We start from the raw sequence: 21,758 nt of genomic DNA on the forward strand, positions 1-21,758 counted from the left end.
GGACAGCCCGGCGGCAGGTCCACCAGTTCGGGCACGCTGCCGCGGATGGTGGCGAGCTTGAGGCCGCGCGGGGCGCCCAGCGCCGGCCGGGCCGCGAACAGGCCGCGGGTGTAGGGGTGGGCGCGCTCGGCGAAGACCGCGGCGGTCGGGCCGCTCTCGACCACGCTGCCGCCGTACATCACGAGCATCTTCGAGACGCTTTCGGCGATCACGCCGAGGTCGTGCGAGATCAGGATCAGCGCCATGCCCATCTCCGCGACCAGGCGCTGGATCAGGTCCAGCACCTGCTTCTGGATGGTCACGTCGAGCGCGGTGGTGGGCTCGTCGGCGATCAGCAGGTCCGGCCCGCAGGCCAGCGCCATCGCGATGCCGATGCGCTGCCGCTGCCCGCCCGAGAACTGGTGCGGATAGGCGTCGAGCCGCGAGGCCGCGTCCGGGATGCCGACCCGCTCGAGCAGCGCCAGCGCYTCCTTGCGCGCCTCGGCCTTGGACACGCCGCGRTGCAGCCGCAGCGGCTCCCCGACCTGGCGCCCGATGGTGTGCAGCGGGTTCAGCGCCGTCATCGGCTCCTGGAAGATCATGCCGATGCGGTCGCCGCGCAGCTTGCACATCTCGCGCTCGGGCAGGCCGACCAGCTCGGTGCCGTCGAAGCGGATGCTGCCGCTSACCTTGGCGCTCGAYGGCAGCAGGCCCATCAGCGACTGCACCGTGATCGACTTGCCGCAGCCCGAYTCGCCGACGATGCCCAGCGTCTCGCCGCGCTCGAGCGAAAAGGAGATGCCGCGCACGGCTTCGGCCGGGCCGCGCTGGGTCTGCAGCTGCACACGGAGATCGTTGACTTCGAGAAGTGGCATGTCGTGGTTCAGCGGGCGCGKGCGAGGCGYGGRTCCAGGAGGTCYCGAAGACCGTCGCCGAGCAGGTTCAGGCCCAGCACCGCGAACGCGATCGCCAGGCCGGGGAAGACGGCCAGCAGCGGCTGCTGGAACATCAGCGTCTGGGCCTCGCTGAGCATGCGGCCCCACGAGGGYTGCGGCGGCTGGGTGCCCAGGCCGAGGTACGACAGCGCCGCCTCGGCCAGGATCGCGATCGCGAAGCGGATGGTGATCTGCACGATCAGCACGGCCGAGATGTTCGGCAGCACGTGCTGCAGCGTGATCGCCAGCGGCCCCTTGCCGCAGGCGCGCGCGGCGGCGATGWACTCGCGCGACCAGATGGCGTTGGCCGAGGCGCGCGTGATGCGCGCGAAGGTCGGGATGTTGTAGATGCCGATGGCRACGATCGCGTTGACGATGCCGGCGCCGAACACCGCCGTCATCATGATGGCCGAGAGGATGGCCGGGAAGGCGAGCGAGAAGTCGGCGAAGCGCATGATGGCYTCCTCGACCCAGCCGCGSCGCGCCGCCGCGAGCAGGCCCAGCGCGGTGCCGACCACGAGGCCGATGCCSACSGCGATCACGCCGACMAGGATCGACGCCCGGGCACCGACCAGCAGCAGCGAGGCGACATCRCGCCCKAAGGCGTCGGTGCCCAGCCAGTGCCTGGCCGAGGGCGCCTGCATCTTGTTGGCCATGTCCATCTCGTACGGCGACCAGGGCGTCCAGACCAGCGAGACGGCCGCGGCCAGGATCAGCAGCAGGCTCAGGACGGCGCCGATCGTGAAGCTGCGGTGGTGCAGCGCGCGGCGCCAGAAGCCCGGCGCCTTGGGCGCGGCGCCGCCGCCCGGGACGGTGATGGTCATGGCGCTCATATGTCGCTGGCCTTGATGCGCGGGTCGATCACGGCATAGAGCACGTCGACCACGAAGTTGACGAACACCACCAGCGCCGCCAGCAGCATCACGCAGTTGCGCACCACGATCAGGTCGCGGTTGCTGATGGCCTGGAAGATCAGCCGGCCCAGGCCCGGCAGGTAGAACACGTTCTCGATCACGATGGTGCCCGCGAGCAGCTCGGAGAACTGCATGCCCATCACGGTGACGACCGGAATGAGCGCGTTGCGCAGCACATGCAGCCAGAGCACGGCGCGCTGCGACACGCCCTTGGCGCGCGCGGTGCGCACGAAGTCCTCGCGCATCACCTCGAGCACCGCCGAGCGCGTGATGCGCGCCAGGATCGCGGCCTGCACCACCGCCAGCGACAGCGCCGGCAGCAGCAGCGCCTTGATGCCGCCCAGCACGCCCGCGGCGCCTTCGCCCCAGCCGTCGAAGCCGCCGGCGGAGAACCACTGCAGCTTCACGGAGAACAGGAGAATCAGCAGGATCGCGAACCAGAAGTTCGGAACGGCGATGCCCACCTGCGTCAGGCTCATCAACCCGACGTCGCCGAGCTTGTTGTGGCGCGCCGCGGCCGTCACGCCGACCAGCAGCGCCAGCGCCGTGGTGAGGCTCATCGCCAGCACCGCCAGCGGGATGGTCAGCGCGAGCCGTTCCAGGATCAGGTCGAGCACCGGCGAGCCGTAGGCGTAGCTGTCGCCGAGGTTGCCGGTCAGCAGGCCGCCGATCCAGTGCCAGTAGCGCGTCCAGGCCGGCTGGTCCAGGCCCAGCTTGGTGGCCAGCGCGGCCACCGCGTCGGGCGAGGCGTCCGGGCCCATGAGCATCTGCGCGGCATTGCCGGGCAGGATCTCGAGGACCAGGAAGACGATGACCGAAGCGCCGATCAGCGTGCCGACCAGCGTGGCCAGGCGCTTGAGAAGGAAGAGTCCCATCTCAGTGGGTCATATGCAGCTGGCGATGGCGCGGCCCACGTCCACCGTGGTCGCGGTGCCGCCCATGTCCCGGGTCCGGGGACCGTCGGTCAGCACGGTCTCGATGGCGGAGAGGATCGACGCCGAGGCCTGCGCATAGACGCTGTCGCCGTTGCCCAGGTGGTCCAGCATCAGGGCGGCGGACCAGATCTGGCCGATCGGATTGGCCACGCCCTTGCCGGCGATGTCGGGCGCGGAGCCATGCACCGGCTCGAACAGCGACGGGAAGCGGCGCTCGGGATTCAGGTTGGCGGACGGTGCGATGCCGATGGTTCCGGTGCAGGCGGGGCCCAGGTCGGACAGGATGTCGCCGAAGAGATTGGAGGCCACGACGACGTCGAACCAGTCGGGATGCTGCACGAAGTGCGCGCACAGGATGTCGATGTGGAACTTGCTGGTGGCGATGTCGGGATAGCGCTTGGCCATCTCCGCCAGCCGCTCGTCCCAGTACGGCATGGTGACCGAGATGCCGTTCGACTTGGTGGCCGCCACGAGGTTCTTGCGCGGCCGCTTGCTGGCGAGCTCGTAGGCGTACTCAAGGATCCGGTCGACCCCGACGCGCGTGAACACGGCCTCCTGGATCGCCATCTCGCGGGGCGTGCCTTCGAACAGCCGGCCGCCCACCGAGGTGTACTCGCCCTCGGTGTTCTCGCGCACCACGAAAAAATCGATGTCGCCCGGCTTGCGGTGTGCGAGCGGTCCGGGCACGCCCGGCATCAGGCGCACCGGGCGCAGGTTCACGTACTGGTCGAAGTCCCGGCGGATCTTGATCAGCAGGCCCCAGACCGCGATGTGGTCGGGCACCTTGTCCGGGGCACCGACGGCGCCGAAGTAGATCGCGTCGTGGCCCTGGATGTGCTCGGCCCAGTCGGCGGGCATCATCAGCCCGTGGCGGACGTAGTGGTCGGAGCCCCAGTCGAAATGGTCGAAGCCGAACTCGATGCCGAAGCGGCGACCCACGGCGTCGAGCACGCGCAGACCTTCAGGCACCACTTCGATTCCGATGCCATCCCCCGGGACGACGGCGATTCTGTGTTTTCTTTGCATCGATCAAGCACCCGCTTCAAAACTGTTTCGATTCCGGCCCCCGCGAATGTGACGCGGGCATGACTCGAAGAAGTCTAGAACCCGGGCCGTGCGGCCAGATCGGGGTTGATACGTACTTTGCCTTGCCAAAATCAGAAGGCCATTGGGCAAGGTCTTCGAATGAAAGGCCGTGTTTTCGCGATGGAAAAAGAGGGTTCGCCTTCTGTCTATTAGAAGGCTCGCCCGCGGCCGGGGCGCCTATTCGGGGGGCGACGACTCTTTCGCCGACCTCCCGGAGGCCGCCCGGGCGCGCCTCGCGATAAGCAGCGCATAGACGATTCCGTTGAGCAGCGCGACCCCGACGCCCGCCGCGACCTGGGTCGGACGCGTCAAACCTTCCGGGTAGATCGTGCCGAGCAGGTAGTGGTCGATGAAGCCGCCGCTGTAGCCCGCCTCGCCGGCGCTGCGGCGCAACGCGATCTCGAGCGGCGTCAGCGGACAATCCCAGCCTGTCACCGCCACGCAGGCGGCCCAGGCGACTGCCGGGAGGTGCAGCCAGGCCAGCCTCGGCCAGCGCCAGACCAGCAGGCCGCCCAGCACCGCGAACAGGATGAACAGGCCGTGCAGCAGCAGCACGGCGTCGGCCAGCAGGCGGTCGGTCATTCCCATGGAGGGAATGCTAACGGTGGCGGCGGAACTTCAGGAGGGAGCCTGGCGGTAGACAGGCTGTTCGAGGCCTTGTCGCACACCTCCCTGCGGCAACCACCGGCAGGCCAGCAGCGCCAGCAGGACGGCGCCGGCCGCGCAGCCGAAGACCGGTTGCAGCCCGTGGCCCCAGGCGGCCAGCAAGGCCACGCCGGACGCCCCGCCGAGGCTGCGCAGCATGATCGGTGCCGCCGTGGCGATCCCCATGTGCTGCACCGGCGAGACCCGTTGCGCCACCACGGTGACGATCGGAAAGAGCAGGCCCAGCCCGAAGCCCAGCGGCAGCAAGCTGGCAGAAAGCGCCAGCGCCGCATCCGGAAGCCAGCGCAGCACGGCGATCAGCAAACCGAAAGACAGCAGCATCAGCATGCAGGCCGTCCGCGCCAGCCTGGCGGCAGGCCTCTGCGCCCGCAGCAGCTTGCCGCTGGTCACGGCGGCCACCGTGATGCCCACCATCAACGGCAGCAGATGCCAGGCCGATGCCGTGGGCGACAGGTGCAGGCCGGCCTGCAGGTACTGAGGCAGGAAAACCACCGCCGCATACAGCGCGACGCCCGTGGTCATTCCTATGAAGCTGACCGCCGCATAGGCCGGGCGGGCGAACAGCGGCAACGGCAGCAAGGGGTGCGCGGCACGGCGCTGCCGCCACAGGAAGCCCAGCGTGAACGTGGCGCCGAGCGCCAGCAGCAGCCGGAGCGAGATACGCTCGGGCAGGTTCAGCTTCCCGTGCTGCGTGGCCAGCAGGAGGCTCACGAGCGCGGTCGTGAGCAGCATGGCGCCGAGCCAGTCGATGCGAGGACGCGGGCCCTGCTGCACCGACGCCAGCTTCGGCGGCAAGGTCAGGGCCAGCACGCTCCAGGCCAATGCCGCCAGCGGGACGTTCAGCCAGAAAGCCCAGTGCCACGACAGATGCTGCACCAGTGCGCCGCCCACGAGCGGTCCGAACAGGGTCGAGACGCCGTAGGCCGCGCCCAGCAAGGCCTGATAACGGCCGCGCTCCTCGGGCGCGACCAGGTCGGGCACGGTCAACATGGTCAAGGTCATCAGGCCGCCTCCGCCCGCGCCTTGCAGCGCCCGCGCGAGCACCAGCTGGCGCACGTCGTGGCTCGCTCCGCAGGCCAGCGAACCCAGCAGGAACAGGCCGATCGCCAGCAGCAGCATCGGCTTCTTGCCCAGCACGTCGGCCAGCCGGCCGTACAACAGGATGACCACGGTGGCGGCCAGCAGGTAGGCGGAGAACGCCCACGCCAGCGGCCATCCGCCGGCGAGTTCATGCGCCATCACGGGCAGCGCCGTCGAGAGGATGGTCTGGTCCAGCGCGGCCAGGACGAGCGTCAGCACGAGCATGGCGAACGGCAGCAGCGCGGACGGCCTGTCTTGTTTTTTCATTGGGTGCGTGGGGTCGAGCAGAGCGAGGGGCGCCAGTGTCCGCAGCGGCATCGATTTTGTACAGTGCAATGAATCGAACATATGATTTCGTATGGCGAACACCTACGACCTCAACCTGCTGACCGCGCTGGATGCCCTGCTGGCCACCGGCAGCGTGACGGCGGCGGCGGCGCGCATGCACCTGAGCACGCCCGCCATGAGCCATACGCTGGCGCGCATCCGCGAAGCCTTCGACGATCCGATCCTGGTACGGGCGGGCCGCAAGCTCGTGCCCACGCCGCGCGCGCTGGCACTGGTGGAGCCGGTATGCGCGCTGCTGGCCCAGGCGCAGGCGCTGCGCGCACCGGTCGACGCGCAAGGCCTGGCGTCGGTCAAACGGCGCTTCGTCGTTCGGGCACCCGAGGGGATCGCGGTGGTGTTCGGGGCCAGCCTGTCGCGCGCGCTGGAGATCGACATGCCGCTGGCCATGCTGCAGTTCCTGCCTGAAACGCATGTCGACCCGGGCGCCCTGCGCGAAGGGCGGCTCGACCTCGACGTCGGCAGCTTCCGGAGCACCGATCCCGAAACCGAGACCCAGGTGCTGTCGCAGCAGACGCTGGTGGGCGCGGTTCGCACGGGTCACCCGTTGCTGAAGCCGGGCAAGAAGAAGAACCTCATGACGGCGCAACGCTTTGCCGCCGCGCGCCATGTCGGCGTGACGCCGCGTTCGGGCGAAGTCTCCGCCGTCGACACGGCGCTGGAGCAACTCGGGCTCGAACGGCATGTGGCGCTGCTCGTGCCCAGTTCCTTCTCGGCGCTGATCGCCGCCTCGCGCACCGACCTCGTGGCCAGCGTGTCCGAGCGCACGGCGCGCGGGATGGCGGCCTCGCTCGGACTGCAGGTGTTCGAGCTGCCGGTTCCCGTGCCGTCCGAGGCCATGCGCATGGCCTGGCACCCGCGTCAAGGCGCCGACCCGGCGCATCGATGGCTGCGCGAGTGCATGCAGCGGGTGCTCAATGAACCGCGCTGGATCGTTCCGTCGGTCGCATCGCTGGCGACGGGAGCGAACAAGGGCGTCGTTTGAGAGATCGCCCGGGCGTGCGGCGGAAGGTTTCTAACGCCCCAGGTCCTTGGCGCTGACGCCGGCGATGCCCCAGTTCTCCTTGGGCACGTCGTGCAGCCAGACGCGCACGTTCTCCTTGGGCGCGCCGACCGCTTCCACGATCGCGTGCGTGACCTTTTCGATCAGCGCCCGCTTCTGTTCCTCGCTCCGGCCTTCGATGAGATAGATCTGTGCAAAGGGCATGCAGTCTCCTTCAGGTGAATCGCAGGCCGACGCTGCCCATGCCCTGCACCTTGAGCGTGACCGAATCGCCGGCCTTCACCGCGACCGCTTCGGTGATGCCGCCCGAGAGAATCAGCGTGCCGGCCGGGATCTCCTCGCCGCGTGCCCCCAGGTGATTGGCCAGCATCGCGATCGCCGCGGCCGGATGGCCCAGCACCGCGGCGCCGGCGCCGAAAGCCACCGGCTCGCCGTTCTTTTCGAGCACGATGCCGACCGTGCGCAGGTCGATCTCGGAGGCCGGCCTCGGGCGACCGCCGACGACGAAGCGCGAGGCGGAGGTGTTGTCGGCCACCACGCTCTTCAAGTCGAACTTGAAGTCGCGGTAGCGGCTGTCGATCACTTCGATCCCGGGCAGCACGAAATCGGTCGCCGCGAGCACCGCGCCGATGTGGCAGCCCGGTCCCTTGAGCGGGGCGCGGGTCACGAACGCGATCTCGGGCTCCACCTTGGGATGGATCAGTTCGGCCATGCGGCACTCGCCGCCTTCGGGCACGGCGTAGTTGTCGGCCATGAAGCCGAACACCGGCGTGGTGACGCCCATCTGCTTCATCTTCGCGTGCGAGGTCAGGCCGGCCTTGAGGCCGATGATGCGATGGCCGCGCGCGAGCTTGCGCCGCCGGATCTCGTTCTGGATGGCATAGGCATCGTCCCAGTCCATCTGGGGGTACTCGTCGGTGATCTTCGGCGTGTCCTGCGCATTGAGTTCGCAGCGCTCCAGATGCTCGGCGAGGGCCGAGATCGTGTCGGGGTCGAGCTTCATGCCGCCACCCCCTGCGCTGCGGCCTTGCGGGCCCGTGCGAGCGTCATCGCCGTGTCCTCGATCATGTCTTCCTGGCCGCCGACCATGCCGCGCCGCCCGAGTTCGACCAGGATCTCGCGCGCCGGCACGCCGTGCTTGGCCTCGGCGCGCTTGGCGAACAGCAGGAAGGACGAATAGACGCCCGCGTAGCCCAGCGTCAGCGAGTCGCGGTCGACCCGGATGATGTGATCCATGATCGGCACCACGCGGTCTTCTGCGACGTCCTGGATGCGGAACACGTCGACGCCGGTCTCGATGCCCATGCGGTCGCACACCGCGACGAAGACTTCCATCGGCGTGTTGCCTGCGCCCGCGCCCAGCCCCGCGGCGGCGGCATCGATCCGGTTGGCGCCCGCCTCGACCGCGGCGATCGAATTGGCGACGCCCATCGCCAGGTTGTGATGGCCGTGGAAGCCGAGTTCGGTGCCGGGCTTCAAGGCCGCGCGGACCGCGCCGATGCGCGCCTTCACGTCATCGGGGAGCATGTAGCCGGCGGAGTCGGTCACGTAGATGCAGTTGGCGCCGTAGCCTTCCATCAGCAGCGCCTGGCTCACCAGCTTCTCGGGGCTGGCCATGTGCGCCATCATCAGGAAACCCACCGTGTCCATGTCGAGCTTGCGCGCCATCGTGATGTGCTGTTCCGACACATCGGCCTCGGTGCAGTGCGTCGCGACGCGCACCGTGTGCACCCCCACGCCGTGCGCCATGCGCAGGTGGTCGACCGTTCCGATGCCGGGAATCAGCAGCGCCGAGACCTTGGCCTTCTTCATGAGCGGGATCACCGCGCCGAGGTACTCCTCGTCGCTGTGGGCCGGGAAGCCGTAGTTGACCGAACTGCCGCCCAGCCCGTCGCCGTGCGTCACTTCGATCAGCGGCACGCCGGCTTCGTCGAGGCCGGCGGCGATGTGGCGCATCTGGTCCAGCGTCATGAGATGGCGCTTGGGGTGCATGCCATCGCGCAGCGTCATGTCATGGACCGTGATGCGTTTTCCTTCGAGATTCATCGGGGGGCCTCCTAGGCTGCAGCGGTTTCGGGTTGGCGTTCGCCGGCCAGCATCGCTTCGGCGAACATCTCCGCCGTGCGCGCCGCGGCGGCGGTCATGATGTCGAGGTTGCCGGCGTACTTGGGCAGATAGTCGCCCAGCCCCTCGACCTCGAGGTAGATCGACACGCGCTTGCCGTCGAACACGGGCCCGTTCACGAGCTTGTAGCCCGGCACGTACTTCTGGACCTCGGCGATCATCCGGTGCACCGAGGCCGTGATGCGCGCGGGGTCGGGTTCGTCTTCGGTGAGGCAGTGCACGGTGTCTCGCATGATCAGCGGCGGCTCGGCGGGGTTGACGATGATGATCGCCTTGCCCCTGGCGGCGCCGCCGACCTGCTCCACCGCGGCGGCCGTGGTGCGGGTGAACTCGTCGATGTTCCTGCGCGTGCCGGGGCCGACCGAGCGGCTCGACACGGTCGCGACGATCTCGCCGTAGGCCACGGCCTGCACCTGCGAGACCGCGGCCACCATCGGGATCGTGGCCTGTCCGCCGCAGGTCACCATGTTGACGTTCATCGGCGCGTCGCGCAGCTGGTCCTTCAGGTTGACCGGCGGCACGCAGAACGGCCCGATCGCCGCCGGCGTGAGGTCGATCATCCGCACGCCGAGCGCGTTGAGCTTGCGCGAGTTCTCGGCGTGCACATAGGCGCTGGTGGCGTCGAAGGCGATCCGGATGTCGTCGGCCTGCACGTGCGGCAGCAGCCCGTCGACGCCTTCGGCGGTGGTCTTGAGGCCCATCTCGCGGGCCCGCAGCAGACCGTCGGACGCGGGGTCGATGCCGACCATCCACACGGGTTCGAGCAGCGCGCTGCGCTGCAGCTTGGCCAGCAGGTCAGTGCCGATGTTGCCCGGCCCGATCAGGGCGCACTTGATCTTCTTCATGGGTGTGTGTCCTTCAATGGAAGCGAACCGAGCAGCCGCCGAGGCCGCCGATGGAAACGCGGAAGTTGTCGCCCGCGGCGGCGGGGAACATGGCGGCCAGCGCACCCGACAGGATGACTTCGCCGGCCTTGAGTCCGATGCCCAGCTTGCCGAGCGTGTTGGCGAGCCAGGCGACCGCATTGACCGGCGAGCCGAGGGCGGCGGCGCCGGCGCCGGTGGCGATGATCTCGCCGTTCTTCTCGAGCACCATGCCGCAGGTGCCGAGGTCGATCCTGCGCGGGTCGACCGCGCTGTCGCCCAGCACGAAGACGCCGCAGGAGGCGTTGTCGGCCACGGTGTCGGCGATCTTGATCTTCCAGTCGCGGATGCGCGAATCGACGATCTCGAAGCAGGGCATGACGCATTCGGTGGCCGCCAGCACGTCGGCGTTGCCGATGCCCGGCCCCATCAGGTCGCGCTTGAGGAGGAAAGCGATCTCGCCCTCGGCCTTGGGCTGGATCAGCGTCCGGCTGTCGATGGATTCGCCTTCGCCGACGATCATGCCGTCGAGCAGGTAGCCGAAGTCGGGCTGGAAGACGCCGAGCATGTTCATCACGGCGCGCGAGGTGACGCCGATCTTCTTGCCGACGATCCGCTCGCCGGCATCGAGCCGGCGCGCGATCATGCGCTGCTGCACGTGGTAGGCATCCTCGATGGTGATGCCCTCGTGGCGGTGGGTGAGCGGCTCCACGACCTGGCGGTCGCGCAGCGCGGCGTAGAGCTCGTCGCCGAGCTGGTGGATGAGTGCGGTGTCCATGGTGGGCATGTGGTTGAGATGAATCAGTCGGCCTCGGCGAGGAAGTCGCCGACCAGCCGTGCAAAGCGGCCGCTGTGCTCGATCTGCGTCCAGTGGCCGCAGTGGCCGAACACATGCAGCTGGCTGTTCGGAATCCAGTCGGCCAGGATCAGCGAGGTGGCGAGCGGAATCACCTGGTCCTCGCGGCCATGGATCACCAGCGTCTCGTGCGGCAAGGCGCGAATCGCCGCCTCCGGACTCGCCATCGCATCGACCCAGCGCTGGCGCGGCGCCGGGAACATCGCGCCGAAGGATTCCTGGAAACCCGGGCGGACGCTGGCTTCGTAGCGCAGCTGCGCCAGCTCGTCGCTGACCAGCGAGCGGTCGTGCGCGAACACGTCCATGATGCGGCGCATGTTCTCGAACGAAGGCGTGTAGCCCCACACGGCGTCGAGCCCCGGCGTGATCGCGAAGGGCACGCCGACGCTGCCCATCAGCACCAGCCGGCGAACCCGGTGCGGCGCCCGGATCGCAAGCGCCAGCGACAGCGCGCCGCCGAACGAGTTGCCCACCACGTCGGCGCGTTCGATGTCCAGCGCATCCAAAAGGTCCAGCGCCTGCCGCACCCAGGTGTCCATCGTGTAGGCGATGCCCTGCGGACGGTCGGTGTAGCCGAAGCCGGCCATGTCGGGTGCGACGACGCGCCGCGTCTTCGCAAGCTCCGGCATCGCGAGGCGCCAGTTGGCCCAGGCGCTGACGCCCGGGCCCGAGCCGTGGATGAAGAGGACCGGCGCGCCCTCCCCCAGGTCGTGCACGTTGGTATCGAAGGCGCCGGTGCGCACGCGCTGCCCGATCTCCGGATTGCTCATGGCCGCCCGCCCCTCATAGCTTGATGCAGACATTGCGAAGTTCCGTGTAGAACTCGAGCGAGTGCACGCCGCCCTCGCGGCCGATCCCCGAGGCCTTGGCGCCGCCGAAGGCGGTTCGCAGGTCGCGCAGGAACCAGCTGTTGATCCAGCAGATGCCGACCTCGATCTGTTTCGCCATGCGGTGTGCCCTGCCCAGGTTCTCGGTCCATACCGTGGTGGCGAGGCCGTAGTCGGTGGCGTTGGCCAGCGCGACGGCTTCTTCCTCGGTGTCGAAGGGCGCGATGTGGCAGCACGGGCCGAAGATCTCCTCGCGAATGACGGCGGCCGTCTCGGGCAGGCCGGTCCAGATCGTCGGCTGCACCCAGTGGCCTTCGGCCAGCGCGCCCTTCATCTGCGGCACGCCGCCGCCGGTGACCACGGTGGCGCCTTCGTCCTTCGCCTTCTGGTAGTAGGAGAGCACCTTCTGCTGGTGCTCGCGCGAGATCAGCGGCCCGAGGTTCACGCCGGCTTCCTCGGAGGGCCCGAGCTTCAATGCCTCGGCCTTGGCCTTCAGCGCGGCGACGAAGCGGTCGAAGATCGGCCGCTGCACATAGACGCGCTCGGTGCCCAGGCAGACCTGGCCGCAGTTCTCGAACGCCGCGCGCGTGATGCCGGCCACCGCCTTCTCGAAATCGGCGTCGGCGAAGACGATGCCCGCGTTCTTGCCGCCGAGCTCGAAGGACACCGGGCGCACGCCCTTCGCCGCCGCAGCCATGATGGCCTCGCCGGTGCGCGTCTCGCCCGTGAAGGTGATGCCGTCGACGCCGGGATGGGTCGTGAGGAACTCGCCGGCCGAGTTCGGCCCGAAGCCGTGCACCACGTTGTAGACGCCGGGCGGGATGCCGACCGCGTTCATCACCTCGCCCAGCAGCGTGGCGGTGGCCGGCGTTTCTTCCGACGGCTTGACGATCACGGTGTTGCCGCAGGCCAGCGCCGGCCCGACCTTCCAGGTCATGAGCAGCAAGGGCAGGTTCCACGGGCAGACCACGCCGATCACGCCCAGCGGCGAACGGAGCGCGTAGTTGAGCGCCTGGCCGCCGTCGGGCGTGGTGGTCTCGAAGGTCTCGGTCGGGACGTTCTTCACGATGTCCGCGAAGACCTTGAAGTTCGCCGCGCCGCGCGGGATGTCGATGTGCGAGGCCAGCGCATGCGGCTTGCCGGTGTCGGCCATCTCGGCCGCCAGGAAGTCGTCGAAGCGGCGGTTGATCTCGTCGGCCACGGCATGCAGCAGCTCGACGCGCCGCGCCACGCTCATGCGGCCCCACTCGCCCTGGAGCGCCGCACGGGCCGCGCGCACGGCCGCATCGACCTCGGCGGCGCCGGCTTCGTGGACGCGGCCGAGCAGCCGGTTGTCGGCCGGCGCGCGGTTGTCGAAGGTCTTCGAGGTGGCGACGAAGTCGCCGTTGATGAAGTTGAGGTAGTTCTTCACGGCCGATCCTTCAGGTCACCACGGAGAGGAAGCTCTCGTTGAGCTTGCGGTCGTGATAGAAGATCGCGCGCCCCAGTTCGTCGTCGGTCCAGGTCAGCGGCGGCTTGTCCGGATAGAACACGTAGCCGCCCGAGAACACCTCGTTGCGGTTGCCGCTCGGGTCGAAGAAGTAGATCGTTTCGCCGCGCGTGATGCCATGCCGGGTCGGGCCGATGTCCAGCGAGACGCGCTTCTTGGTGATGATGTCGGCCGCCTTGAGCACCTCGCTCCAGTTGTCGAGCAGGAACGAGGCATGGTGGAACTTGTTCTTCTCCGGATGGCGGATGAAGGCGATGTCGTGCGGCTTGTTCGAGCAGGTCAGGAAGGCGGCGATCGCCATGCGCTCGGGGCCGGCCACCACGCTTTCGGCCAACGAGAAACCCAGCACTTCGGTGAAGAGCTTGATGGTGCCGTCGAGGTCGTCGCCGTACAGCAGGCAGTGGTCGAAGCGCGAAGGCGCCATGCCCTTGAGATCGTCCGGGGAGATCTCGGGGTTCTCGTAGGGCATGCCGTTGCCGACCTTTTCTTTCTCGGCAAAGAGCTCGATCGAGTGGCCGGTCGGCACCGTGAAGCGAAAGCGCTTGCCGGTCCGGAGGTGCTCGCCGGCCTCGATCCATTGCATGTCGGTCGCCAGGCCGCTGGCCTTCAGGTCGGCCGCCAGCTTCTCGAGCGTGGCGGGCGTGTCGACCCGGAAGCCCATGAAGTCCATGCCGGCCGTGTCGGCCTCGCGCAGCACCACGCTGTGGTGGTCATGCTCGTCCCAGGCCTTCAGGTAGATGCGGCCTTGCGCGTCGCGCGCGGTTTCGATCAGGCCCAGCACGTCGCGGTAGTGCTTGAGGGCCGCTTCCAGGTCGAGCACGCGCAGTTGCACGTGGCCCGGTCGCAGTACGCCAGTGAGTGCCATGGGGAGTCTCCTTCAGGTGGTTGGGGTTTCAGGTGGGGGAACGGGGAATCGTGAAATGGCGCTCGATGCAGCGCGCCATCCTGGCGACCGCCTGCAGTTGCAGGTCGCTCTGTGGGTAGGCCCGGCACGCGAGCACATAGCCTGCGGCCTCTTCGTCGGCGCTGATGTGGCTGCGGCTCATGCGCTCGCAGCGCGTGCGGCCGGATTCGATGCGCACCTTGCAGACACCGCAGCCGCCGCCGCGGCAGCCGACCGGGATGCCCTTGCGGCCGAGCTGCTCCATGCCGCCGAGCAGGGTCTGGTCGGTGCGGCAGGCATAGCGCTCCTGCGTGTTGCCGATCGCGACCGAGAAGCAGGGGGTCGGTTCCATCTCAGTGCTCCACCACGCGATCGCGTGACCCGCGACGCATGAAACCGGCGCAGTCCGATACCAGGGATACCGCGGAACCGGCTTTGCCAGGCCGCCGGTATCGCCCCCTCGAGGGGCTGAGGTCCGCGGCTCCAAGCCTGCCTTCGCAGGCTTGGACGGACCCGAAGAGCCGCTGCCTCTGGCAGCGACTCGGGGCGCCGCAGGCGCTTCGGGGGTGTTTCATGCTAGAGCGCCTTGAACAGCGGGCTGCGCGGCGCCGCGGTGGCGGCGTCGGCGGCGGTGAAGAACTTTTCGGTGTAGATGTCGCGCTCGAACAGCCGCCCCTGCATCAGGGTCGAGATGCAGGCCTCGGTCATCGGCGGCGGGCCGCACAGATAGGCCTTGTGGCCGCGGAAGTCGTTCGCGAAATGCGCCTTCAGCGCCTCGTGCGCATAGCCGCGTGCGCCGGTCCAATCGGCATCGGGCGGCAGGTCGGACAGCACAGGCACATAGCTGAAGTTGGGATGCCGCTCCGCGAGCGCCTCGAAGACTTCGCTGAAGTACAGCTCGTCGGGATTGCGCGCGCCCTGGATCAGGGTGATCGGAAGCCGGCAGCCTTCGTTCAGCAGGTCCAGAATCATCGACTTCGGGCTCGACAGGCCCGATCCACCCGCCACGAAGATCATCGGCAGCTGCGCCGACTTGCGCACGAAGAAGCGGCCGTTCGGTGCCGTGAAGCGCAGCCGCTGGCCCACCTGCAGCTCGTCGTGCAGCCAGCCCGTGGCGCGGCCCTCAGGCACGCGGCGGATATGCAGCTCGATCAGGTCTTCATGCGGCGCATTGGCAATCGAGAAGGCGCGCTCGCCCTCGACGCCGGGCACATGCAGCATGACGTACTGGCCGGCCTGGAAGGCGGCGGGCTTGCCGGTGCGCAGCCACAGCCCGCGGATCGTGGGCGTCAGCATGCGTGCTTCCACCAGCTCGGCGTCGAAGTCTTCCAGCGGCAGGAACTGCGCATCGGGATCCTCGTCGATCTCGGCCTCGATCACCAGGTCGCCCTGGGCCAGGGCGCAGCAGGCGAGGATCTTCCCCTCGTCGCGCTCGAAGTCCATCAGCGCGAAGTTGGACGACTCGCCGTGGTCGCACTCGCCTTCGAGCACCTGCACCTTGCAGGTGCCGCAGACGCCGTGCCCGCAGGCGTGGGGCAGCCACACGCCGGCGCGCAGGCAGGCGTCCAATACCGTCTGGCCTTCGCGGGCGGCAATGCCCTGCCCGAGCGGCTCGATCATGATCTGGAAGCTCATGGCGATGTCCTTCGCGGGCTCAGCTGTGCGAGCCCTTGATGCCCTTCAGGCCGGGCACGCGGAAGCGGATCACGGACTTGTGGACCAGGCCGTTGTCGGCCAGCGACTTCGCCGGGTCGGGCACGAAGCGCTTGCCCGAGTCGAACCACTGCGCCTCGGCCCAGTCGATCTTCTCGAAGTCGGGGTGGCTGCCGTAGACGCCGGGCAGCACGTCGCTCAGCAACGCGCCGAACGGCATGGCAGCGGGCAGCGGCAGGCACACGGGCGCACAGAACAGCAGGTGGTCGTCCCAGCCGATGTAGAGCAGGCGGTTGCCGTGGAAGCGGTCTTCGCTGTCCGCGACGGTGCCGGTGTAGCCGGGGGCGAGTGCAACAACTGACATGGGGTTCTCCTGTGTCGGGTTCGATGAGGTTCAGGCAGCCTTCGGCTGCGACGGCTGCGAAGGCTGCGACGGCTGCGTGGACAGGTCCTGCCCGGTCCAGCGCTCCCAGTTCGCCTTGTCCGGCGAGGTGTTGAACTCGCCGTTGTCCGCGCCGGCCTCGATGTGGTAGTACTTCAGCACCGCGGCCAGCGGGTTGAAGCCCGGCACCGTCGGGTCGGTGCCTTCGGGGAAGCAGTTGCCCTGGTAGATCTGGTGCACCGGCAGCCAGGCCTGCACGTACTTCTCGGGCTCGCCGTCGAAGATGTCCTTGCAGCCGTCCGAGCAGAAGTGATGCTTCATGCCGTGGTAGGTGCTCTCGCGATAGCAGATCCTGGTCGGGTCGTCGGGCTCGGTGAAGGCCATCGGGATCTGGCAGGTCTGGCACAGCATCGGCAGCGTGTTGTTGAACCAGCGCTTGCCCTGCTGCTCCTGCTCGGCGAGCCATTCGAAGCGCGGGCGGTACATCGTGTCGAAGGTCTCGGGGTACTTCTCCGAGAGCCAGTCCATCTCTTCGGGCCGGGGCACCCAGACGTTGAAGTTGGCCGCGTGGCCGTAGTTGTTGAAGATGGCCCAGGCCTCGTGCGAGATCCGGCTCTTTTCCTTCGACGCCACCTCGTGGTACTTGGGCATGCGGATGCCGTAGCGCGCCAGATCCTGGAACAGGGCGCCGCCGTTCTTCTCGAAGTACATCTCCCAGGCTTCGGACCAGCTCATCACGCGCTTGGGCAGCATGTAGTCCATCATCATCGCCACCAGCGTCAGCAGCCGGTAGCCGCGCCAGAACCACTTGTCGACCCACTTCTGCACGATCGGCACGTTGTCCGGGTCCTGCTCGAGGATGAACTTGACCACCTCCAGGCCCAGCGTCATGTGGCGCGACTCGTCGCTCTGGGCCGAGAAGCCGAAGGTCACGGTCGCCATGTCGCCGTTGTAGGCGGCGCCGCTCATGAAAGGCATGAACAGCAGGTTGGTCAGCACGTACTCGAACGAGAACGAGATCGCGGTGATGAACTCGAAGGGGCCGGCGCTCATCGCGTCTTCGAAGTAGCTCTTGGGCACCGAGAGGTACCAGACCCGGTCGTGCATGTGCTGCGGATCGTGCAGCCCGTTGAAGAACTTGTTGAAGTGGCTGATGGTGTGGAACTGCGTCTGCGCATGGCGCAGCTCGTCGATCGACTGCATCTGGCAGGCCACGCGCGCACCCACGCCGCGCAGGGAACGCCCGGCCATCGCATAGCCGCGGTGCGCCGCGTATTCGAGCGGCGACACGCCGGTCAGGAACAGCTTCAGCGTGTTCAGGTAGCGCGGATCGCTGATGTTGAACTGGCCGTTGTTCTGCTGGAAGGCGTCGATGATCGCGTAGAGCTTCTTTTCCTTCTCGCCCTGGAACTTCCAGTAGGCGTCCATCGTCAGGCGGAACGGGTCTTCCCACTTGTCCCAGTCGTGGATCTTGATGCCCTCGAACTTGTCGAAGGGGAAGACGTCGTCCATCGACTGGTAGGTGGTGTCCCAGCCGAGGCCGCGGGTCATCATGGCGTAGCGTTCCTTGAGGCCGAGGCGGGCGGCGGGGCGCTGCGAGTGGTCTGCTTGGGTCATGGCGTGTGTCCTTGAATGCGGTGATGCGGCGCGCTCAGGCGCCCCAATGGAGGATGAATTCGTCGTCGGTCTCTTCGATGCTTCCGGACAGCGAGATCAGGCTCAGGTGGATCTCCTGCAGGTCCCAGCGCCGCCCGACGCGCTCTTCCACGGAGGCCCGGCGGATCACCAGCCGGCCGGGCGAATCGATCTTCACCATCGCCGGGTAGTCGACGACGGTCGCATCGGGGTTGTCGGCCACGATGGCCTCGACGATGGCGCGCGCGGTCTCGCTGGTCTGCAGCGCGATGAAGACGGGCGGGCGGGAAAGCTCTGCGGTGGCGTTTGTCATTCGTGGCTCCTGGGTGGTCTTCAAGCGGCGATGCCGAGGCGTGCGGCGCGGGTGTCGAGTTCGGCGGCGACGGCGCGCAGCGCCTCGGCGCCCGCAGCGCCCAGTGCCAGTGCCGCCAGCGGCGCGAGCGCATCGACGATCTGCTCGCGCCAGCTGCGGTACCAGCTCGCGAGCTGCGCCTTGTTGGCCGGCGATTCATCGGCCGCGGTCTTGACCGTGGCATCGACCCAGCGCAGGTTCTCGTCGAACCAGTCGTTCTGGAACTCGGTGAGCATCCCCAGCGCATTGCCCGTGGCAGCGCTGCGCTCGTTCACGTAGCGGCGATAGACCAGCGGATACAGCAGGCCGTCGAAGACCAGGTTCTGCGCCACGAAGACCTCGAACCAGTCGCGCGTGACGAAGAGGTTCTCCATCAGGCGGCGGACGCCCTGCCAGGCCGGATGCGTGAGCCAGGCCTCCTTGCCGGCGTCCAGCGCCGAGCCGGAGTTGCCGTCGAGCTGCAGGCCGATGCGCGACAGGTACTGCGCGATGCCCAGCCGGTCCATGGCGGCGAAGATGAAGGGCTGGGTCACCGCCGTGCCGTAGCCGTAGCCGCAGCAGTAGCTGTGGTTCATGTTGGCGCCCCACTCGTAGTGGCGCAGCGGCACCAGCACCTGCTGCAGCGACTCGCGGGTGCCCGCATCGGCCTGCGCCAGCAGCCGGCGCTTGTCGGCGAACTCGAACTGGCGGTCGGCCCCTTCCTGCTGCCGCGCACGGGTCATCGTGTAGACGCCGTAGTAGTAGTGGCGCGGATCCTTGAAGCTGTACCAGTCGGCCATGACGATGGCGGTGCGGCGCTTGTCGTAGAGCTCGTACTCGGGCGCCCACAGCGGCCGGTAGTGGAAGTTGGCCGTCGGCTGCATGTCCAGCGTGGCTTCCTGGTAGCGCGAGGCCGGCTTGTCGCCGAGCCGCCGCGCCACGTGCGAGAAGGTCTGCCGGATCGGCCGGATGTCGGTGGTCTTGATGTCGACTTGCACGGGATGTCTCCTCTGGGTGGGGTCGGGGGGTCAGGGGCTGGGGGTCTAGTGATCGACGCCGGGCGCGCCGTAGCGCCACTTCATGCGCTCGAAGTCGAGCCGGGCGCCCTCCTCGGTCGTCAGGTGGCGCACCTCGTGGCGCTCGCAGAATTCGCGGAACTGGTCGAACTGCATGACCAGCTCGACTGCGAGCTCGGGGTCGCCGATGGCGAACTCGAACTCGACGAAGCGCGCATCCCGCGTGCCGGTGACACGCACGAAGCACGGCTGCCCGGTCATCGCGCTGGCACTGCCGCTGTGCCTGTTCGGCCTCGTCGAAAGGGTCACTTGTTCAATCCATCAAATCCGGGGCAGCAACAGCGCCGCCCCGGCCATTAAGGGCAACGGGCGTGCCAGCGCCGCTAAGTGATTGATTTGTATGGACCCGACCGGCGAGGTGGCCGGCCGCTCCGGGTTGTCCCGGATGATGGGTTGATCATTTGCTGCGGTGCAGCTTGATCAAATGGTGAAGTGGCCCGGATCGGGCCTGGTTTTGGGGAATAGAGCCGTTCCCTGGGTGAATTGTCCGGCGCGCAGGGCCTGGTAGCCCGAGTAGTCATCACACACGAGCGCGCCGCGCCATTCGCCCAGGCGTACCCCGCAGGCGCCAACCCATGCACCGGCCTGTTCGCGCGCGACAAAACGCTTCTATTGAGCCAACTCCCTGATGCGGTCGACGACCTCCGGATTGGCGAGGGTGGACACATCGCCGGGATCCTGGCGGTTCGAAATCGCTGCGAGCACGCGGCGCATGATCTTTCCCGAGCGCGTCTTGGGCATGTCGGGAACGACGATCACCCGGCGCGGACGCGCAATGGCGCCGATCTCGGACACCACCGATGCCGAGATCCGGTCGGCGATCTCCGCGGAAGGCGCCAGCCCCAGCTTCAACGCGACATACAGGTCGGGCACCTTGCCCTTGACCGGGTCGGCCACCGGAACCACGGCCGCCTCGACCACCTCTGGCACGAGCAGCGCTGCCGATTCGATTTCCTTGGTGCCCAGGCGGTGGCCGGCGACGTTGATCACGTCGTCGATCCGACCGAGGATGCGGTAGTACCCGTCGGCCGACTGCACCGCGCCGTCGCCCGTCAGGTAGGGCCAGTCGCGCCAGTCTTTGCTCTTGGGGTCCTTGCAATAGCGCGAGTAGTACTGGCGCACATAACGCTCGGGGTCCTTCCAGATCGTCTGGAAGCCACCCGGCCAGGGATTGCGGATGCAGATGTTGCCGGCTTTGCCCGAACCGCTGGCGAGCTCCTTGCCCCGATCGTCGTAGATCACCGGATGAATGCCGGGAATCGCGGGCCCGGCGCTGCCGGGTTTCATCTGGTGGATGCCCGGCACCGTGCTGCAGAGGAAGCCGCCGGTTTCGGTCTGCCACCAGGTGTCCACGATGACGGCTTCGCCCTTGCCGACCATGCGGTGGTACCACTTCCACACCTCGGGCTCGATCGGCTCGCCAACGGTCGTCATGTGCTTGAAGTGGTGGTGGTATTTCGCCGGCTCATCGGGTCCGTCGCGCCGCAGCGCGCGGATTGCCGTGGGCGAGGTATGGAAGATATTGACATCGAGCTGTTCGGCGATGCGCCATGGCCGGCCGGCGTCCGGATGGGTCGGAACGCCTTCGTACACGACCGTTGAAGCGGCGAGCGCCAACGGGCCGTAGACGATGTAGGAATGGCCCGTGATCCAGCCGATGTCGGCCATGCACCAATACACGTCCTCGGGGTGGATGTCCTGGATGTATTTGGATGTCCAGGTGACGTAGGCGAGGTAGCCGCCGATCGAATGTTGGCAGCCTTTCGGCCGCCCGGTGGTGCCGCTCGTGTACATCAGGAACAGCGGCGCCTCGGCCGGCATCGACACGGGCTCGACGCGCTGGCCGCGGAACCTGCCAAGCAGGTCGTTGACGATGACGTCGCGCCCCTCGACGAGCTGTGTGGCGCTCGAGGTCTTGCCCGGGTAGCGCTGCCAGACCAGGACCTGGTCGACCTGCTGGCCGAGGCTGGCGGCCTCCTTCACCGCGATGTCGGCCTTTTCCTTGTGATCGATCAGATGGCCGGCGCGGTAGTACGCGTCCATCGTGATCAGCACGCGGCTCTCGGAATCCCAGATGCGGTCGGCACAAGCCTTGCCGCTGAAGCCGCTGAACACCTGCGAGTGGATCACGCCGAGTCGCGCGCAGGCGAGCATGGTGATCGGCAGTTCCGCCGCCATCGGCATGTGCAAGGTCACGCGGTCGCCCGCCTTGAGTCCGCAGAAGTCGCGCAACAGCGCCGCGAACTCGTTGACGCGGACGAACAATTCTTGATAGGTCAGGTGCTGTACCTGCTCGTTCTCCGGCTCGGGCACGAAATGGATCGCGGTCTTGTTCTTGTGTTTGACGAGGTGACGATCAACGCAGTTGTGGCAAGCATTGATCCTGCCGCCGACGAACCAGCGCCAAAACGGCGGGTTGCTGGCGTCGAGCGTCGTCTGCCAGTACTGATACCAGTCGAGAAGGTCCGCGAATTCCTTGAAGCACTCGGGGAATTTGTCGAGGCCAAAACGCTGGAAGACGCCGGCGTCGGTCAAATTGGCCTGCGCGATGAACCGGCTGGGGGGCGCGACGTAATCCTCTTCCGGCCAATGCACCGCGATTTGTGCCTCGGAGACATCGACTGTCCGCTGCTTGGCGGGATGGCGAGGCGATCTGTGTTCAGTCATGGCGGCGACTCCTTTTCGGGCAGGTCGAA

At 67.7% G+C, this 21,758-nt stretch carries 23 protein-coding genes; 1 reads left to right on the forward strand and 22 read right to left on the reverse strand.

Annotated features, from left to right (window positions below; all coding sequences use genetic code 11):
• The 6 genes from AC1D2O_RS29500 to AC1D2O_RS29525 all read right to left on the reverse strand — a co-directional run.
• A partial coding sequence (locus AC1D2O_RS29500) for an ABC transporter ATP-binding protein (protein WP_478089285.1) occupies window positions 1-854 on the reverse strand: 854 nt, incomplete at its 3' end.
• Between the two features lie 8 nt (window positions 855-862).
• Entirely contained in the window at window positions 863-1,738 is an 876-nt protein-coding gene (locus tag AC1D2O_RS29505) for an ABC transporter permease (RefSeq protein ID WP_478089284.1), read from the reverse strand.
• Between the two features lie 5 nt (window positions 1,739-1,743).
• A complete protein-coding gene (locus AC1D2O_RS29510) occupies window positions 1,744-2,703 on the reverse strand; it encodes an ABC transporter permease (RefSeq protein WP_478089283.1) in 960 nt (319 codons plus the stop codon).
• A 9-nt stretch (window positions 2,704-2,712) separates the two neighbouring features.
• A complete protein-coding gene (locus AC1D2O_RS29515; RefSeq protein WP_478089282.1) occupies window positions 2,713-3,789 on the reverse strand; it encodes a tartrate dehydrogenase in 1,077 nt (358 codons plus the stop codon).
• A gap of 237 nt (window positions 3,790-4,026) precedes the next feature.
• Window positions 4,027-4,431, reverse strand: a complete 405-nt coding sequence (locus tag AC1D2O_RS29520; protein ID WP_478089286.1) for a DUF2784 domain-containing protein — start codon at window positions 4,429-4,431, stop codon at window positions 4,027-4,029.
• A 36-nt stretch (window positions 4,432-4,467) separates the two neighbouring features.
• Window positions 4,468-5,862, reverse strand: a complete 1,395-nt coding sequence (locus AC1D2O_RS29525; protein WP_478089281.1) for an MFS transporter — start codon at window positions 5,860-5,862, stop codon at window positions 4,468-4,470.
• Between the two features lie 91 nt (window positions 5,863-5,953).
• Between AC1D2O_RS29525 and AC1D2O_RS29530 the strand changes: the two genes are divergently transcribed.
• Entirely contained in the window at window positions 5,954-6,925 is a 972-nt protein-coding gene (locus AC1D2O_RS29530; RefSeq protein ID WP_478089280.1) for a LysR family transcriptional regulator, read from the forward strand.
• A gap of 30 nt (window positions 6,926-6,955) precedes the next feature.
• Here AC1D2O_RS29530 and AC1D2O_RS29535 read toward each other — a convergent pair whose 3' ends face one another.
• The 16 genes from AC1D2O_RS29535 to acs all read right to left on the reverse strand — a co-directional run bounded on the left by AC1D2O_RS29535 (window position 6,956) and on the right by acs (window position 21,729).
• Window positions 6,956-7,147 carry a 2-hydroxymuconate tautomerase gene (locus AC1D2O_RS29535; protein WP_286526486.1) on the reverse strand — a complete coding sequence of 64 codons (192 nt, stop codon included), beginning with the start codon at window positions 7,145-7,147 and terminating at the stop codon, window positions 6,956-6,958.
• A 10-nt stretch (window positions 7,148-7,157) separates the two neighbouring features.
• Complete coding sequence (dmpH, locus tag AC1D2O_RS29540; protein WP_478158351.1) at window positions 7,158-7,946, reverse strand: 2-oxo-3-hexenedioate decarboxylase; 789 nt, start codon at window positions 7,944-7,946, stop codon at window positions 7,158-7,160.
• Window positions 7,943-8,989: a 4-hydroxy-2-oxovalerate aldolase gene (gene dmpG, locus AC1D2O_RS29545; RefSeq protein WP_478158352.1), complete on the reverse strand. Its 1,047-nt coding sequence runs from the start codon at window positions 8,987-8,989 to the stop codon at window positions 7,943-7,945. Before dmpG ends, dmpH begins: the two co-directional genes overlap by 4 nt.
• An 11-nt stretch (window positions 8,990-9,000) precedes the next feature.
• Window positions 9,001-9,912 carry an acetaldehyde dehydrogenase (acetylating) gene (locus AC1D2O_RS29550; RefSeq protein ID WP_478089277.1) on the reverse strand — a complete coding sequence of 304 codons (912 nt, stop codon included), beginning with the start codon at window positions 9,910-9,912 and terminating at the stop codon, window positions 9,001-9,003.
• A gap of 13 nt (window positions 9,913-9,925) precedes the next feature.
• Window positions 9,926-10,708 carry a 2-oxopent-4-enoate hydratase gene (gene dmpE / locus AC1D2O_RS29555; protein WP_478089276.1) on the reverse strand — a complete coding sequence of 261 codons (783 nt, stop codon included), beginning with the start codon at window positions 10,706-10,708 and terminating at the stop codon, window positions 9,926-9,928.
• A 23-nt stretch (window positions 10,709-10,731) separates the two neighbouring features.
• Entirely contained in the window at window positions 10,732-11,589 is an 858-nt protein-coding gene (locus AC1D2O_RS29560) for an alpha/beta fold hydrolase (protein WP_478158353.1), read from the reverse strand.
• On the reverse strand, window positions 11,570-13,024 hold the full coding sequence (locus AC1D2O_RS29565; RefSeq protein ID WP_478089274.1) for a 2-hydroxymuconic semialdehyde dehydrogenase: 1,455 nt from the start codon (window positions 13,022-13,024) through the stop codon (window positions 11,570-11,572). The genes AC1D2O_RS29560 and AC1D2O_RS29565 overlap by 20 nt, the downstream gene beginning before the upstream one ends.
• A gap of 10 nt (window positions 13,025-13,034) precedes the next feature.
• A complete protein-coding gene (locus tag AC1D2O_RS29570) occupies window positions 13,035-13,967 on the reverse strand; it encodes a catechol 2,3-dioxygenase (protein ID WP_478089273.1) in 933 nt (310 codons plus the stop codon).
• A gap of 28 nt (window positions 13,968-13,995) precedes the next feature.
• Window positions 13,996-14,337 carry a 2Fe-2S iron-sulfur cluster binding domain-containing protein gene (locus tag AC1D2O_RS29575; protein ID WP_478089272.1) on the reverse strand — a complete coding sequence of 114 codons (342 nt, stop codon included), beginning with the start codon at window positions 14,335-14,337 and terminating at the stop codon, window positions 13,996-13,998.
• A gap of 224 nt (window positions 14,338-14,561) precedes the next feature.
• Window positions 14,562-15,620, reverse strand: a complete 1,059-nt coding sequence (locus tag AC1D2O_RS29580) for a 2Fe-2S iron-sulfur cluster-binding protein (RefSeq protein ID WP_478089271.1) — start codon at window positions 15,618-15,620, stop codon at window positions 14,562-14,564.
• A 19-nt stretch (window positions 15,621-15,639) separates the two neighbouring features.
• Complete coding sequence (locus tag AC1D2O_RS29585; protein ID WP_478089270.1) at window positions 15,640-16,002, reverse strand: phenol hydroxylase subunit P4; 363 nt, start codon at window positions 16,000-16,002, stop codon at window positions 15,640-15,642.
• Window positions 16,003-16,032: 30 nt separating this feature from the next.
• A complete protein-coding gene (locus AC1D2O_RS29590; protein WP_478158354.1) occupies window positions 16,033-17,637 on the reverse strand; it encodes an aromatic/alkene/methane monooxygenase hydroxylase/oxygenase subunit alpha in 1,605 nt (534 codons plus the stop codon).
• Window positions 17,638-17,671: 34 nt separating this feature from the next.
• Window positions 17,672-17,968, reverse strand: a complete 297-nt coding sequence (locus tag AC1D2O_RS29595; RefSeq protein WP_478158355.1) for an MmoB/DmpM family protein — start codon at window positions 17,966-17,968, stop codon at window positions 17,672-17,674.
• Window positions 17,969-17,988: 20 nt separating this feature from the next.
• Window positions 17,989-18,984 carry an aromatic/alkene monooxygenase hydroxylase subunit beta gene (locus AC1D2O_RS29600; RefSeq protein ID WP_478093599.1) on the reverse strand — a complete coding sequence of 332 codons (996 nt, stop codon included), beginning with the start codon at window positions 18,982-18,984 and terminating at the stop codon, window positions 17,989-17,991.
• 45 nt (window positions 18,985-19,029) lie between these two features.
• Window positions 19,030-19,311, reverse strand: a complete 282-nt coding sequence (locus AC1D2O_RS29605) for a phenol hydroxylase subunit (protein WP_478093598.1) — start codon at window positions 19,309-19,311, stop codon at window positions 19,030-19,032.
• Window positions 19,312-19,671: 360 nt separating this feature from the next.
• The gene (gene acs, locus AC1D2O_RS29610) at window positions 19,672-21,729 is read right to left on the reverse strand and encodes an acetate--CoA ligase (protein WP_478093596.1); all 2,058 of its coding nucleotides are present in this window, start codon (window positions 21,727-21,729) and stop codon (window positions 19,672-19,674) included.
• Window positions 21,730-21,758: the final 29 nt, after the last annotated feature.

Source organism: Variovorax sp. P1_G12 (assembly GCF_056405555.1).